The sequence below is a fragment of the Pseudomonas entomophila genome (assembly GCF_018417595.1).
In the GTDB taxonomy this organism is placed as follows: Bacteria; Pseudomonadota; Gammaproteobacteria; order Pseudomonadales; family Pseudomonadaceae; genus Aquipseudomonas; species Aquipseudomonas entomophila_C.
This window is the reverse complement of sequence record NZ_CP070982.1, coordinates 1,836,061-1,849,888: the sequence shown is the minus strand read 5'-3', so window position 1 is coordinate 1,849,888 and position 13,828 is coordinate 1,836,061. Positions and strand designations below refer to the sequence as shown.

Genomic DNA, 13,828 nt, shown 5'->3' with positions numbered 1-13,828 from the left:
TTACTGGAGCACGGCCAGTTGGTAGGCCGTGTACTTGCGAATGTTGATCACGCCGGTATCGAAGATCAGGTACTGGCCCTTGATGCCCAGCAGCGTGCCTTCCACGACCGGGTCCTTGTCGAGGTTGAAGCTGACGATCTTTTTCGGGTAGGCCTCGACCGGGTAGCGCATCTGCACCACCTCGGCGCCGGGCAGCGGCTGGATGGCCTGCAACCCGAAGCGCTCCTGCAAGCCACGGATCCCGTCGGCGCAGGCGTCGAAGATCTGTTCGCGGATGGCCGGCAGGTCGAGCACCTCGGCGTCGCCCTTGAGCAGCGCGCGCCAGTTGGTGCGGTCCGGCACCTGGCTGCGCAGCACGTCCTCGACCAGCCCGGATTGCTGGCGGGTGGCCACGCGCATGATCGGCAGCGCCTGGCTGGCGCCTTGGTCGAGCCAGCGAGTGGGCAGCTGGGTGGCGCGGGTGATGCCGACCTTGATGCCCGACGAGTTGGCCAGGTACACCACATGGTCGGTCATGCAGAACTGCTCGCCCCACGATGGTTCACGGCAGGTGCCTGCGTCGTAGTGGCATTTTTCCGGGGCCATGATGCACACGTCGCACTGGGCCAGCTTGGTCATGCACGGGTAGCAGTAACCCTGGCTGAAGCTGGTCTTGGTGCGTTTTCCGCAATGGGTGCAGTGAATGGCGCCGAGGTATTCCAGGCGGATCGACTGGCCGATCAGCGGGTTGACCGGAACCTCGGTGTCATCCAGGCGGAAACTGTATTGAACGACCGGTGCGTCCAGGCGCACCGCCATCTTGCTCAGAGAGCCACGAGCGAGTTCGATCAATGTACCGAGTCCGACTTGAACAGGATGTTGGCGATCGGCGCGGACTTCGAGGCGCATTCCTGCGGGCCCATGTAGCCGGTGCGCTGCTCTTCGGGGAGGTTCTTCATCTCCCAGGCGATCACTGCCTGCAGCGACAGTTCTTTCTGTTCAGCCGTCAGTTTGCGGCCGTCGGACCATTTGCCGATCTCCACGGCCGTCTTCAGGCTCTCGTAGATCTCGGGGGTGATGTTTTCGATCATTTGCGCGAATGTGGACATGGGGTCTCCTCAGTCAGGCCGACAGTCTACGCCTGGCGAGCCATCCACCCAAGAGCCCGGTCAGGCATCCGATGAGCAACCCACCGACATGGGCGGCGTTGGCGATCTGACCGAAGCCGAGCTGGCCGACCACGCCGCTCAGGCAAATCAGCAGCCAGACCAGCATCATCACCAGCACGCCCTTGGGCAGGCTGAACTGCGGATTGGGTGCCAGCCACTGGTACAGCCAGACATGCCCGAGCAAACCGTAGAGCACGCCGGACAGGCCACCGAACAGGCTCGGGCCGCTGCTGAAATGCTGGGCCAGGTTGGACACCAGGCTGAACAGCAGGGTCAGCATCAGCAGCATCCACGGCCCTTGGCGCAGTTCAATGCGCTTGCCCAGTTCCCAGTACCACAGGCCATTCATCGCCAGGTGCAGCACACCAAAGTGCAGCAGCATCGGCGACACCAGGCGCCACCACTGACCTTCGGCAAGCGCCTGGGGCAATGAGGTGAAGTAGATGTAGTCCCCCTGCACCTGGAATGGCAGGAAAGTGAACCAGGCAATGGTCGTGAGGTTGTCGCCCAGGCCGGTCAGGCCGGCCACCACCAGGCTCAGGAACAGGACGGCAGCGGTGATCTTGCAGGCACGGGCCTGTTCCTTGAGGGAAGGCGCCACGGGGGTGTTCGCCGGCAAGTCGGTTGCCACGGGGAGGTCGACATCGGCATTGCCGTCGGGGAAGCGCTGGTACAGCTGGCGCACGTCGTCGGCCATGGCGGGAGGCGCCCAGAGCACCTGTTCCTCGCCCTCCTCCACCACCCGGTGCGGCACTTGCAGGCGACGCAGCAAGGCGACGAAGCCGCCGAGGTCGACCGTCAGCGGCAGGCGCAACACTTCGATCACGTTCATTGGCTGGCCTGCGGGCGTTCGACATCGACCCAGACGAACTTGTGCGGGTCGATGCGGGTTTCGTCATCCAGCCGGTAGGCCGCCAGCTTGCCGTACAGCACCGCGCTGTAGTCGAGGCAGGCCAGGTTGGCGCGGATCGGCGCCGGCCGGCCGCTGCGCCAATAATGGCCGACGAACAGCAGTGGCTCGTCCTCGGCGTAGCGCAGCAGGGCATTCTTCTGGCTGTGGCTGAGCGGCGTGCGGGCCACCTCGTCCGGCAGTGCGTCGGGCTGGAACACGATGTCACCGTAGGTTTGCGGGTCTTCTTCCCAGAATTTTGTGCGGAAGAAAGCGCGGGTCAGGCCGTCGCCACCGGTGAGCGTCAGGCCGTCCGGCAGGCGCATGTCGGTGCCGCGCAGCAGGCGGTTGCACACCGTGCTGGCGAAACTGCCGGACACGGCCGAAGCCTGGACGAAATGCTCGTCGATACGCCCGTCGTGATACTGCTGGCGCAGCGGCTCGATCAACTGGTGGTCCCAGCAGGCGTGCACCAGGCGGAACCGGCCAGCGTCGACGAACAGCGGCAACTCGTAGAACCACTGGATGAAGTCGTGCCAGTCGCCGGGGTGCTGGGCGAACTGGGTGAGGGTTTCGTCGATCAGCCGCGCATGGCGCGGCGTGTGCTCGCGGACATACGCCTTGCCGCTGCCGGGCAGCGCCGGGGTAACCCAACCCAAGGCGTTGTATTCATGGTTGCCCATGATGCAGAAGGCCTGACCGGCCTCGACCATGTCGTGGACGATGTGCAGCGCCTCGCGGATGCGCGGGCCACGGTCGACGATGTCGCCGAGGAACAGCGCCTGGCGCCGCGGATGCCGCCACACCCCGCCCACCCGCTTGTAGCCGAGCGCGTCGAGCAGGCGTTCGAGGGTGAGCGCACAACCGTGCACGTCACCGATGATGTCGAAACTGCGCGCCGGATCGAGCATCAGTCGTCCCTGCCTCCCAGGCGGCTGCCCCAGCCGAGCTTGGTGCGGCAGACCTCGTAGTAATTGTGGTCCAGCGGGTGGATCAGGCGCAGTTTCTGCGGCTTCTTGCTCACCGTGATGGTGTCGCCGGGGGCGCAGGTGAAGTGGTTCTGGCCGTCACAGGAGACCTGCGGGTAGATCTGCAGGTCCTTCGAAACCACGATCTTCAGCTCGCTGTTGCCATCCACCACGATCGGCCGGCCCGACAGCGTGTGCGGGTACATGGGCACGATGACGATGGCGTCGAGCTTGGGGTGCATGATCGGGCCGCCGGCGGACAGCGCGTAGGCGGTGGAACCGGTGGGGGTGGCGACGATCAGGCCGTCGGCCTTCTGGCTGCAGACGAACTGGCCGTCGATGTAGATCTCGAACTCGATCATCCGCGTCGACTTGCCCGGGTGCAGCACCACGTCGTTGAGCGCATCGCCCTGGCCGATGGCCTCGTTGTGGCGGCGCACTTCGGCTTGCAGCAGGAAGCGGTTCTCGACCAGGTAGTGACCGTCGAGCACCTCGGCGACCTTCTCTTCCAGCTCGTCGGGGCGGATGTCGGTGAGGAAGCCCAGGTTGCCGCGGTTGATCCCCAGCACCGGGATGTTGTGCCGGGCAAGGGCCCGGGCGGCGCCCAACAGGCTGCCGTCGCCACCGACCACGATGACCAGGTCGCACACCTCGCCCAGCAGCTTGCGCGTGGAGGTCTGCAAGCCGTGGCCGGGCAGCACTTCGGCGATGGTGTCCTCGAGGATCACATGCAGGTGGCGCTCGAGGAGGAATTTTTTCAGTCGGCGGATGGTGTCGAGCACCTGGGAGCTGCCAAGGCGTCCGATGATACCGATATTGCGAAATTGCTCCATGGTGCTCCTGCGAGGCTCTGCGGCGGGGTGACAATGCCGCGATTATGGGCGAAAGGACCGGCCAGCGGCAAACCGGCTATGCTCGCAGGATGATGCCCTTCGCCGATCTGCAGCCCGTGCTCCGCCAGCTGCGCCAGCCTGCCGTGCGCGACCTGGCGTGGGCGGTCCTGTCGCCGCCGCTGCTGGACGACGCCTGCACCCCGCAACGCCACCCGCTGAGCGCCAGCGCCTGGGCCGACGACCCCGGGCAACTGGCCGACTGGCTGCGCGCGCTCGATCATGAACCCACAGCGCTGCTGGACTGGCTGTCGCGCCTGACCAGCCGACGCCTGGGGCTCTACTACGAGGCGTTGTGGCAGTTTGCCCTGCGCCAGGCCCCGGGCATCGAGCTGCTGGCCGCCAACCTGGCGATCCGCGACGGCGGGCGAACCCTGGGCGAGCTGGACATCGTGCTGCGCGACCGTGAAGGCGTTCATCACCTGGAGCTGGCGATCAAACTTTACCTGGGGCCACCCAGTGGTGATGGCAGCGACCCGGACCAATGGCTTGGCCCCGGTTGCCATGATCGACTGGGAAGAAAGCTGGCACACCTGACACAACATCAGTTGCCCATGTCGAGCGGGCCACAGAGTCACGCCGTGCTGGCCGGGCTGGGCCTGGACCAGGTGCAGGCTCATCTCTGGCTTGGCGGTTACCTGTTCTACCCACATGCGGGACGAACACGAGCGCCGAGCGGGACGAACCCCGGCCACCTGCGCGGTAGCTGGATGCGCCATGGCGAATGGAACGTCGCCGACAACAGCTGCTGGCAACCCCTGTCCCGCCAGGCATGGCTGGCACCGGCGCGAATCGAAGCAGCGGCATGCTGGAGCACGGAACGCTTTGCCGCCTGGCGCGAAGGGCTGGAGCCCGATGCCCATGCACACCTGCTGACCCGACTGGAGCAGCAGGCGCAAGGGCACTGGGAAGAGGTCGAACGGATGTTCCTGGTGGCCGATGGCTGGCCTGACCTCCCCCCACGCTGAAACGGCCCCGCCGCCTCGCTGACGGCGGGGTATTCAAGCGTCAGGACGCTTCGGCCACCGGCTCAGGCGCCGGGCAATGCGCCTGGGCATCCTTTGGCCACAGCACCTGGCCTTTGCCGTCGACCACCTGCTCCGCGCCGCAAGGCAGGCGATTGGTGTCGAACACCACGCTGCCGTCCAGGCGATACAGGGCGCGCAGCGTGCGTACCGCGTCGTCGCCATTGCCCTCGACCCGATAGGCGAAGATCGCGCCACGCGCTTCGTCGACCACCACGTCCTGCCATTTGGCGGGCACCAGCAGCTTGCCATCCAGATCGTACAGCGCACGCACGGCATCCGACTTGCTGCCCTCGGCCGCCAGCAGGTGATGACCGTCAGCCAACAGTTTGAACGACACGAACTGCTCCGGCTTGACCAGCACCTTGCCCTTCTCGTCCATCAGGCCCACGGTGGCGGTCTCGTTCGGCATCCCCATGAACATCACGGTCTTCTTCGGCGATTTCAGCTCGGAGAAGGCATAGCGATTGGGCGCGACCAGGCCGATCTGCTGGTAGGTGGGCGGGAATACCACCTTGCCCTGGTCCAGGTCGATGGTCCCGTAGGTGGCCAGGAACATGTTCTGCAACTTGCCGATATGGTTGAAGCCCGGGCGATGGCCGCTCATGCCGAGCAGGCCCATGCCGGCGTCGCCGACCGAATCGTACTCGGGCTGGATCAGCCACTTGCCGTCATGGCCGATCATGCCGGCCTTGCCACGGTCTTCCTCGGTGCGCTGCAACTGCACCATGCCGCCCACCTTGCCGAAGGTTTCGCAGCTCTGGTACTGCGCCTCGATCACCACCTTGCCCTGGTAGTCCAGGTAACCGCACGGTTTTTCGTAGCTGTCACGGAAGGCCACCAGGCCACCGCCCGGCGTACCCAGCCAGCCCTTCTCGAGCGGGATCACCAGGTTGCCGGCGGCGTCCGCCAGGCCCTTGCCGGCGGCGCCTTCGCGGGAAACCACCAAATGACCGTCGGCCGCGCTGATAATGGTGTCGAAGTCGAGCTTGCGCAGTACCTTGGTCTGCAGGTTGTAGCCCCAGTTTTCGCCCTGGCGCTCGGCCAGTACCCAGTTGCCGCGCTTGGCGAAATCCTCGCGCACGTACATCGAGTCGAACACCGCCTCGCTGACCTTCTCGCCCTGAGGTGTGAGGATGCCGCGCAGCTCGCCGATCTCGTAGACGATGAAATCGTTGTCGCCACCGACATAGACGCTGTCGAAAATGGCCGGCTGGACGTCCTTGCCCTGCTCGTCCATCACCCCGACCTTGCCATTGTGGTCATAACCGAACAGGCCCGGGGTCAGGGTATACAGCGAGTCGGTGAGGTCGGCACGAATCACCTGCTTACCATCGCCACTGGCCAGGTGCCAGTAATCGCCGCGGCCGAAGATGAAGGCGTTGCTGAAGGGCTGGGTGTAGAGCTGGGTGAACTCGCTGCCCGGCGCGACACGGAATGCGCCGTTCTGGTCCAGTACCGCGCATTCGTCATTCACGCACAGCGGAATGGTCAGGGCGGCAATCGGTGGCGTCTTGACCGCCGGAGCTTGCTCGCAGCCGGCGAGCAGCAGGGACAGGGCGCCGAACAGCGCGACCCTAGGGGTGGAGATGAGGTGTTTCATTGACACAGGATCCTTGTGCGATGGAAATCGGGCGCAGGCTAAAAGCCACCACCCAGCCCGCTGTTTCGGCCACGCTAGATAGATCTGAAGCAAACAATTTTCCATTCCAGCGATTAGAGTTAGGGGCAGGCGCCAACAAGAGCGCCCTTTCCGACCTGATGACGAGGACCCACCATGGTTTCATCCACCCCCGCGGCCCACTACGCGCGGCTGTCGATCACCCTGCACTGGCTGATGCTGGTGCTGCTGGCCGCCGTGTACGCCTGCATCGAGCTACGCGGCCTGTTCCCCAAGGGCAGTGCCGAGCGCGACCTGATGAAAGACCTGCACTTCATGCTTGGCCTGACCGTGTTCGTGCTGGTCTGGCTGCGCCTGGCCGTGCGCCTGTCGCGCCCCACCCCACCCATCGTGCCCAGGCCACCGGCCTGGCAGACCGGCCTGTCGCACCTGGTGCACCTGCTGCTGTACCTGATGATGATCGGCCTGCCGCTGGCCGGCTGGGCGATCCTCAGCGCCGCCGACAAACCGATCCCCTTCTATGGCCTGGATCTGCCGGCCATCGTCGCGCCCGATCCGGACCTGGCCAAGTTCGTCAAGGGCTGGCATGAGCGCATCGGCAGCTGGGGCTACTGGCTGATCGGGCTGCATGCCGTGGCCGGGCTCTACCACCACTATGTGCGGCGCGACAACACGCTGCTGCGCATGCTGCCCTACAAGTAACCGCGGCGCCCCTGCAGGCCACCGGTGTGCAGGAAGACCAGGCGGGTGCCCGGGCGAAAACGCCCGGCCTCGGCCTGGTCACGCAGGGCCAATAGCGCCTTGCCGGTATAGAGGGCTTCCAATGGCATGCCGGTCAGATGCTCGGTTTGCTCGATGAATGCCAGCAACGTGTCATCGATACGCGCAAAACCACCCCGACAGGCCTCGTGCAGCGTGTACCCCTGCAAGCCGGCCAGTGCCTCGACCGCTTCGGGCACGCCATGATCCCGTGGCACCGCCAGTGCGCCATGGACCTCATGCTCACCAGCCTCCGCCAGCACCAAGCCCGCCAGCGTGGTGCCGGTACCGGCCGCCAGCCACCAGGCGTCATAGTCCGTCCAGCCCAGCGTGGCCAATTGCGCCTTGCACTGCTCGACGATCAGCCCGCAACCCTGAGCGCCCGCCAGCCCGCCACCGCCTTCGGGAATGCAATGCCAGCCCGGATAGCGGGCTTGCCAGGGCTGCCAGAAACCAGGCTCATGGCGGGCGCGGTAGCCACCGAAACCCAGCCAGTGCAGCTCCATGCCCAGTGCCCTCAGGTCCCTTACTGTCGGCGTCTCCTGCGCATGCCCACGCAGCAGGCCAACGGTAGCGAAGCCGAATCGCTTGCCGGCCGCTGCCAGGGCATGGAGGTGATTGGAATGGTTGCCGCCCAGGCTGATCAAGCCCGGTGCGTCGGACTGCCGGGCTTCAAGCAGGTGATGGCGCAGCTTGAACCATTTGTTGCCGCTGATCAGCGGGTCGATCAGGTCCAGGCGCAAGACGGCGAGCTCGACCTGGGCGTGCTGGAGCCAGGGCAGAGCGAGGCGCTGCAGAGGGGCTTGGGGAAGGGAGAACTCGGGCATGGCGCGAGTCTATCAGGTGCCGGGCTGCGCGCAGTCCTCTGTAGGAGCGGCTTCAGCCGCGATGCAGGCAACACGGTACCTGGCACCCGCTGTGCGGGTGATCGCGGCTGAAGCCGCTCCTACAGCGAACAGGCCAGGGCAGTCACCACAAGACAGGTGCTGCCCCAAGCAATCACAACTGCGCGGCCAACCGCGAACCCTGGTTGATCGCCCGCTTGGCATCCAGTTCGGCCGCCACGTCAGCGCCGCCGATCAGGTGCACCGACTGCCCGGCCGCCACCAGCCCTTCCTGCAGCTCGCGCAACGGCTCCTGGCCGGCGCAGACGACGATATTGTCCACCGCCAGCAGCTGCGGCTCGCCCTCATTGATGCGCACATGCAGCCCGGCATCGTCCACGCTCAGGTACTCGACGCTGTTGAGCATTTGTACGTGTTTGTTCTTCAGGCCGGTGCGGTGGATCCAGCCGGTGGTCTTGCCCAGGCCGTCACCAACCTTCGACTTCTTGCGCTGCAGCAGGTACACCTGGCGCGCCGGAGCATGGGGTTCAGGCTTGATGCCGGCGACGCCACCACGGGCTTCCAGCTGCGTATCGATACCCCACTCCTTCCAGAACGCCTCGCGGTCCTGGCTGGTGGCCACGCCCTTGTGTACCAGGTACTCGGACACATCGAAACCGATGCCGCCAGCACCGATCACCGCCACCCGCTCACCCACCGGCTTGCGCTCCAGCAGCACATCCAGGTAGCTGAGCACCTTGGCATTGTCGATGCCCGGGATCACCGGGGTGCGCGGGGCGATGCCGGTGGCCAGGATGATCTCGTCGTATTCGCCCGCCACCAGCGCTGCCACATCGACCCGGGTGTTCAGGCGCAGGTCGACGCCGGTGCTCTTCACCTTGTTGCGGAAGTAACGCAGGGTCTCGAAGAACTCTTCCTTGCCCGGCACACGCTTGGCCACGTTGAACTGCCCGCCGATCTCGCTGCCCGCGTCGAACAGGGTCACCTCGTGACCGCGCTCGGCGGCCACCGTGGCAGCCGCCAGGCCAGCCGGGCCGGCGCCGACCACGGCGATGCGCTTCACAGCGCGCACCGGCACATAGTTGAGCTCGGTTTCATGGCAGGCACGCGGGTTGACCAGGCAACTGGTCAGCTTGCCGCCGAAGGTGTGGTCCAGACAGGCCTGGTTGCAGCCGATGCAGGTGTTGATCTCGTCGGCGCGGCCTTCGGCCGCCTTGTTGACGAAGTCCGGGTCGGCCAGGAACGGCCGGGCCATGGACACCATGTCGGCATCGCCCTCGGCCAGCACCGCCTCGGCCACCTCCGGCGTGTTGATGCGATTGGTGGTGATCAGCGGGATCTTCACCGCGCCGCGCAGCTTGGCGGTGACCTTGCTGAACGCCGCACGCGGCACCTTGGTGGCGATGGTCGGGATGCGCGCTTCGTGCCAGCCGATGCCGGTGTTGATCAGGGTCGCGCCGGCCTGCTCGATGGCCTTGGCCAGCAGCTCGATCTCGTCCCAGCTGCTGCCGCCCTCGACCAGGTCGAGCATCGACAGGCGGAAGATGATGATGAAGTTCGGCCCTACCGCTTCACGCACCCGACGCACGATCTCCACCGCCAGGCGCATGCGGTTCTCGTAGCTGCCGCCCCAACGGTCGGTGCGGTGGTTGGTGTGGGCAGCGAGGAACTGGTTGATGAAGTAGCCTTCCGAACCCATGATCTCGACGCCGTCGTACCCAGCACGCTGGGCGAGGCTGGCGCAGGTGACGAAGTCACGGATCTGCTTCTCGATGCCCTCCTCGTCCAGTTCCTTGGGCTTGAACGGGTTGATCGGCGCCTGGATGGCGCTTGGCGCTACCTGTTTCGGGCTGTAGGCATAGCGCCCGGCGTGGAGGATCTGCAGGCAGATCTTGCCCCCTGCGGCATGCACTGCCTCGGTGACGATACGGTGCTTGTCAGACTCTTCCTCAGTACTCAGCTTGGCCGCGCCGGAGTAGACGCCGCCTTCATCGTTCGGCGCGATCCCCCCTGTGACCATCAGCCCGACACCACCACGGGCACGCTCGGCGAAATACGCCGCCATACGCTCGAAACCGCCCGGACGCTCTTCAAGTCCGGTGTGCATCGAACCCATCAGGGTGCGATTGCGCAAAGTGGTGAAACCCAGGTCGAGGGGGGCCAGCAGGTGTGGGTAACGGGCGTTTGCCATGGAGGGGCTCCACAGTTGGCGGGATCACGGAATGCGGGCGCCTCTTCCAGTCCGGCGGGGCCCGTCGCTTGTCTGACGCCGACATTAAACAGGCGTTTGAACACGCTCAATGATCGAAACTGACAACTTATTGATCCTGCTGCACAGCAGGCTTACCCTAGGGCACCTCATTCCTTATTGCGCAGAACCGCTCCATGGGAAAACTGCTTGCCAGCGCCCTGACACTGGTTGTCATCGCCACGCTGTTCGGCTACGGCTTCTGGACCTCGCAGCGTCCGGAAGGTCACTACCTTTCCGACCTGCGCATCGAACTGGCGCTCGACCAGGGCGTGCCTGGGGGCCAGGGCAACCTGCTGGGTGTCGAGCCACTGCTGTACCCGGGCGACTACCAGAACCTCGAACGCCTGCACCGCAAACTGTCCGCCTACCTGGACCAGGCCCGCGGCAGGGGGCTGGTCAACGCCCGGACCGTGGTGGTACTGCCTGAACACATCGGCACCTGGCTCTGGGCCCGAGGTGAAAAGAACGAGCTGTACCAGGTCACCCACCGTCGCGAAGCCTGGCAATGGCTCGAGCTGAGCAACCCGCTGCGCTACGGCCTGGCGCTGCTTTCAGCCAGCGGTAACGACCGCCGCAGCGATGCCCACCTGCGCATGAAGGCAGCGCAGATGGCCAACGACTACCAACAACTGTTCGGCGGCCTGGCGCGGGAGTTCGGCGTCACCCTGGTAGCCGGTTCAATCGTTCTCCCGGCCCCCTATGTCGAAAACGGCCGGTTGCACACAGGTGACGGCCCATTGTTCAACACCAGTGTGGTCTTCGGCAGCGATGGCGGCGTGCTGGGGCAACCACAGCACCAGCAGTACCCGGACAGCGAAACCCGACGCTACATCCATAATGGCCGCCAGCATCCGCTGCACGTCTTGCAGACCCCCGCCGGCCGCCTGGGCGTGCTGGTGGGCAGCGACAGCTGGTACCCCGCCAACCACCGGCAATTGGCCGAGCAGTCGGTGCAGTTGATTGCCAACCCGGTATTCCTCAGTGGCCAGCAACAGTGGCAAGCCCCCTGGCGTGGCAACCGCCACCAGCCTGCTGCGGCGCAATTGCCGCTGCGGCGCGGCCAGGTCAGCGAACAGGCCGCGTGGCAACAACTGACCCAAGCCGCCAGCAATGGCGTCACCAGCATGAGCGTGTTCCTGCGCGGCCAGTTCTGGGAGCTCAGTGGCGATGGCCAGGGCTTCGCCAGCCAGGCCGGCGTCCTCTGGGCGGGCAGCGCCAGCCATGGTGCACGCCTGCTGAACCTGTGGTTGTGACAACATGCCCCGCCCCCGCGTGCGCCTGGGTGAACTGTCGGTAGGATTCGTCCAACCGCTGGCTCAGGCACTGATGCAACTCGGCCATGATCCGCACCCCCTCCTGCTGCGCTACGGGCTCGATACCCAGCGCCTGGCCGAACCAGGCGCGCGATTGTCGATCCCGCGCTACATGCATCTGGGCCATGCCGCCATCGCGATGAGCGGCGAACCGGCACTGGGCCTGCGCATGGGCCGCCTGAGCCACTTGGCCCAGGCCGGGCTCGCGGGAGTAACCGCCGCCCAGGCCCCCACGCTCGGCGAGGCTGCCCGCACACTGCTGCGCTTCGAGCCGCTGTATGCCGCCAACTACCGTGGCCAGTCGAGCTTTCACGAGGACAATCAGGGGGCCTGGCTGCGCTTCTATTCCATCAGCCCCTACAACACCTACAACCGCTTCGTGGTCGACTCGTTGCTGGCCGGCTGGCTGGCGCAGCTGAGCGCCCTTGTGCAGCGCCCGGTGCAAGCCGAGCGGCTGGAGATCGAATTCGAGTCGCCCACTTACGCTGCGCAATACCAAAGCTTGTGCAGTGGCACGGTAGTGTTCGACGCCCCGGCCAATCAGTTGCGCCTGGGCCAGGCCACGCTTGCCCTGGCCAACCCGCACCATTGCCCGAGCACCTGGCAACACCTGTTGCAACTGTGTGAAGCGGAACTGGCCCTGCGTACCCGAGTACGCAGCCTGGGCGAACGCATCACCCACCTGCTGGGCCCTTTGCTCAACGGTGGACGCGAGCCAGACCTGGAGGAAGTGGCGCGGCACCTGCAACTGCCCACCTGGACCTTACGGCGCAAGTTGGCCGAGGAAGGCACGCGCTTTCGCAACCTGCTCAACGACACACGACAGGACCTTGCCGAGACCTATATCCGTGACACGGAACTGGCCTTTGGCGAAATCGCCTATCTATTGGGGTTTGCTTCGGCGGAGGCCTTCCAGCGAGCGTTCAAGCGCTGGACGGGCCTTACACCGGGAGAGTTTCGCCGCCTTCAGCGGCAGGCGGGCTAGAGCTCTGTGGCGTCGTCCGCAGGCTCTGGCGTGTCCAGCTCATAAGCCTGGAATTCGAGAAGTTCTTCCTGGTAGTCGTCCATCAGCCTGCTTCCTCTTCACTTATCATTCGCGGGTCTGCCGTCAATCTAGGTCGGTCAGATGAAGGAATGGTTACATCCCCGTGACAAGTAAACGTAGCAGGCGCACGGAACATTACCCGCGCAAGCTGTAACAGTGCATGACCCCTGTCACAACGGTGCTGGCGCCTGTTCGGCGCCCGGTGCTTGCTGCACCTGGATGGGAGCTGCCTCCACCGGGGGCGCGACCGGCTGGGAGCCTTGGCTATCCACTACGGGGGTCACCGGGGCTTCGCTGGTTGTCACCGGCGCAGACGGCTGGGCAGGTGCTGCCGGCTCCGGCACCGTTGCGGGCGCCAGGGCGGTCGGCGCAGGCTCCGGCAAGCCCAGCTCGGCAGCTGGTTTTTCCACCTTGGCCGGCTCGACCGCTGCCTCGGCCTTCTTCGCGGCCTTGGGTTTGGGCAAGTAGCTTTCCACCAACGCGAAGTAGCGGTCGTAGAACTGCGACGCGGTCACCGTTTCGCTGGCGACCTTGACCATCGAGTCGTCGGTGGAGCCGATCGGCATCGACACCGAGCCCAGCACACCCACACCCAGGCTGGCGGAGGTGTTGGATTTCTTCAGGGTGTAGCGGTCCTGCAGGGCGTTGGCGAACATGGTCGAACGCTGCTTGTCGCCCATGTCGGGCACACAGGTGATGTTGAAGCTGATCTGCATGTGGTTTTCGGCATTCTGCTGGAAGCTCTTGTTGCCGGCGACCTGGTTGGCGTCACTGCTGGTGATGATGTAGCCCTGGCTGAGCAGCGCGCGCCTGGCAGCTTCGCAGGTACTTGCCTCACTGACCGGGAAGCTGCGCGAAAAAGTGCCGGAGTCATCGAAGTTCTCATGCTCGTAGACAGCGGCTTTTTTCGAGGAGCAGCCGGAAACGCCCGCCAGCACAAGGGCCAGCCCGAGCGCGCCATAGACGGTTGATCTAGACATTGCCAATTCCGGGAAGAAACGAATGGGGCGTATTGTGCATCACATCGATCACCTGCTGAAACCATTGATCGGTGAAGAGTGTGTCAGTTGGGTG

At 65.2% G+C, this 13,828-nt stretch carries 13 protein-coding genes; 4 read left to right on the top strand and 9 right to left on the bottom strand.

Features of this window, described 5'->3' with window-relative positions; genetic code table 11:
* The 5 genes from JYG34_RS08230 to JYG34_RS08210 are packed head-to-tail and all read right to left on the bottom strand — an operon-like array spanning position 1 to position 3,838.
* Positions 1-831 (bottom strand): DUF2797 domain-containing protein, encoded by an 831-nt coding sequence (locus JYG34_RS08230; RefSeq protein ID WP_213660237.1) that lies wholly within the window; start codon positions 829-831, stop codon positions 1-3.
* A complete protein-coding gene (locus JYG34_RS08225; protein WP_011532970.1) occupies positions 828-1,088 on the bottom strand; it encodes a YeaC family protein in 261 nt (86 codons plus the stop codon). Before JYG34_RS08225 ends, JYG34_RS08230 begins: the two co-directional genes overlap by 4 nt.
* Positions 1,089-1,101: 13 nt before the next feature.
* Positions 1,102-1,980, bottom strand: a complete 879-nt coding sequence (locus JYG34_RS08220; protein WP_213660236.1) for a rhomboid family intramembrane serine protease — start codon at positions 1,978-1,980, stop codon at positions 1,102-1,104.
* On the bottom strand, positions 1,977-2,948 hold the full coding sequence (locus JYG34_RS08215) for a metallophosphoesterase (RefSeq protein ID WP_213660235.1): 972 nt from the start codon (positions 2,946-2,948) through the stop codon (positions 1,977-1,979). Before JYG34_RS08215 ends, JYG34_RS08220 begins: the two co-directional genes overlap by 4 nt.
* On the bottom strand, positions 2,948-3,838 hold the full coding sequence (locus JYG34_RS08210; protein ID WP_011532967.1) for an NAD(+) kinase: 891 nt from the start codon (positions 3,836-3,838) through the stop codon (positions 2,948-2,950). Before JYG34_RS08210 ends, JYG34_RS08215 begins: the two co-directional genes overlap by 1 nt.
* A gap of 44 nt (positions 3,839-3,882) precedes the next feature.
* Here JYG34_RS08210 and JYG34_RS08205 point away from each other — a divergent pair, with 44 nt between their 5' ends.
* Positions 3,883-4,863 (top strand): DUF1853 family protein, encoded by a 981-nt coding sequence (locus JYG34_RS08205; protein WP_213660234.1) that lies wholly within the window; start codon positions 3,883-3,885, stop codon positions 4,861-4,863.
* Positions 4,864-4,903: 40 nt separating this feature from the next.
* Here JYG34_RS08205 and JYG34_RS08200 read toward each other — a convergent pair whose 3' ends face one another.
* Entirely contained in the window at positions 4,904-6,523 is a 1,620-nt protein-coding gene (locus tag JYG34_RS08200; RefSeq protein ID WP_213660233.1) for a WG repeat-containing protein, read from the bottom strand.
* 174 nt (positions 6,524-6,697) lie between these two features.
* Between JYG34_RS08200 and JYG34_RS08195 the strand changes: the two genes are divergently transcribed.
* Complete coding sequence (locus JYG34_RS08195) at positions 6,698-7,243, top strand: cytochrome b (RefSeq protein ID WP_213660232.1); 546 nt, start codon at positions 6,698-6,700, stop codon at positions 7,241-7,243.
* Here JYG34_RS08195 and JYG34_RS08190 read toward each other — a convergent pair.
* Both JYG34_RS08190 and JYG34_RS08185 read right to left on the bottom strand, forming a co-directional pair.
* Positions 7,234-8,127: a 1-aminocyclopropane-1-carboxylate deaminase/D-cysteine desulfhydrase gene (locus tag JYG34_RS08190; RefSeq protein WP_213660231.1), complete on the bottom strand. Its 894-nt coding sequence runs from the start codon at positions 8,125-8,127 to the stop codon at positions 7,234-7,236. The two genes, JYG34_RS08195 and JYG34_RS08190, sit on opposite strands and share 10 nt — an antisense overlap.
* A gap of 172 nt (positions 8,128-8,299) precedes the next feature.
* On the bottom strand, positions 8,300-10,336 hold the full coding sequence (locus JYG34_RS08185; RefSeq protein ID WP_213660230.1) for an NADPH-dependent 2,4-dienoyl-CoA reductase: 2,037 nt from the start codon (positions 10,334-10,336) through the stop codon (positions 8,300-8,302).
* A 194-nt stretch (positions 10,337-10,530) separates the two neighbouring features.
* Between JYG34_RS08185 and JYG34_RS08180 the strand changes: the two genes are divergently transcribed.
* The gene (locus tag JYG34_RS08180) at positions 10,531-11,649 is read left to right on the top strand and encodes a nitrilase-related carbon-nitrogen hydrolase (protein WP_213660229.1); all 1,119 of its coding nucleotides are present in this window, start codon (positions 10,531-10,533) and stop codon (positions 11,647-11,649) included.
* Between the two features lie 4 nt (positions 11,650-11,653).
* Positions 11,654-12,694 (top strand): AraC family transcriptional regulator, encoded by a 1,041-nt coding sequence (locus JYG34_RS08175; RefSeq protein WP_213660228.1) that lies wholly within the window; start codon positions 11,654-11,656, stop codon positions 12,692-12,694.
* A gap of 230 nt (positions 12,695-12,924) precedes the next feature.
* Here the strand turns inward: JYG34_RS08175 and JYG34_RS08170 are convergent, their stop codons facing one another.
* Positions 12,925-13,734 (bottom strand): DUF2242 domain-containing protein, encoded by an 810-nt coding sequence (locus tag JYG34_RS08170; RefSeq protein WP_213660227.1) that lies wholly within the window; start codon positions 13,732-13,734, stop codon positions 12,925-12,927.
* Positions 13,735-13,828: the final 94 nt, after the last annotated feature.

What these genes read in the sequence shown, in the direction of transcription:
- JYG34_RS08225 (WP_011532970.1), bottom strand. Translation starts at nt 1,088, where the DNA reads ATGTCCACATTCGCGCAAATGATCGAAAACATCACCCCCGAGATCTAC.
- JYG34_RS08220 (WP_213660236.1), bottom strand. Translation starts at nt 1,980, where the DNA reads ATGAACGTGATCGAAGTGTTGCGCCTGCCGCTGACGGTCGACCTCGGC.
- JYG34_RS08215 (WP_213660235.1), bottom strand. Translation starts at nt 2,948, where the DNA reads ATGCTCGATCCGGCGCGCAGTTTCGACATCATCGGTGACGTGCACGGT.
- JYG34_RS08210 (WP_011532967.1), bottom strand. Translation starts at nt 3,838, where the DNA reads ATGGAGCAATTTCGCAATATCGGTATCATCGGACGCCTTGGCAGCTCC.
- JYG34_RS08205 (WP_213660234.1), top strand. Translation starts at nt 3,883, where the DNA reads ATGGGCGAAAGGACCGGCCAGCGGCAAACCGGCTATGCTCGCAGGATG.
- JYG34_RS08200 (WP_213660233.1), bottom strand. Translation starts at nt 6,523, where the DNA reads ATGAAACACCTCATCTCCACCCCTAGGGTCGCGCTGTTCGGCGCCCTG.
- JYG34_RS08195 (WP_213660232.1), top strand. Translation starts at nt 6,698, where the DNA reads ATGGTTTCATCCACCCCCGCGGCCCACTACGCGCGGCTGTCGATCACC.
- JYG34_RS08190 (WP_213660231.1), bottom strand. Translation starts at nt 8,127, where the DNA reads ATGCCCGAGTTCTCCCTTCCCCAAGCCCCTCTGCAGCGCCTCGCTCTG.
- JYG34_RS08185 (WP_213660230.1), bottom strand. Translation starts at nt 10,336, where the DNA reads ATGGCAAACGCCCGTTACCCACACCTGCTGGCCCCCCTCGACCTGGGT.
- JYG34_RS08180 (WP_213660229.1), top strand. Translation starts at nt 10,531, where the DNA reads ATGGGAAAACTGCTTGCCAGCGCCCTGACACTGGTTGTCATCGCCACG.
- JYG34_RS08175 (WP_213660228.1), top strand. Translation starts at nt 11,654, where the DNA reads ATGCCCCGCCCCCGCGTGCGCCTGGGTGAACTGTCGGTAGGATTCGTC.
- JYG34_RS08170 (WP_213660227.1), bottom strand. Translation starts at nt 13,734, where the DNA reads ATGTCTAGATCAACCGTCTATGGCGCGCTCGGGCTGGCCCTTGTGCTG.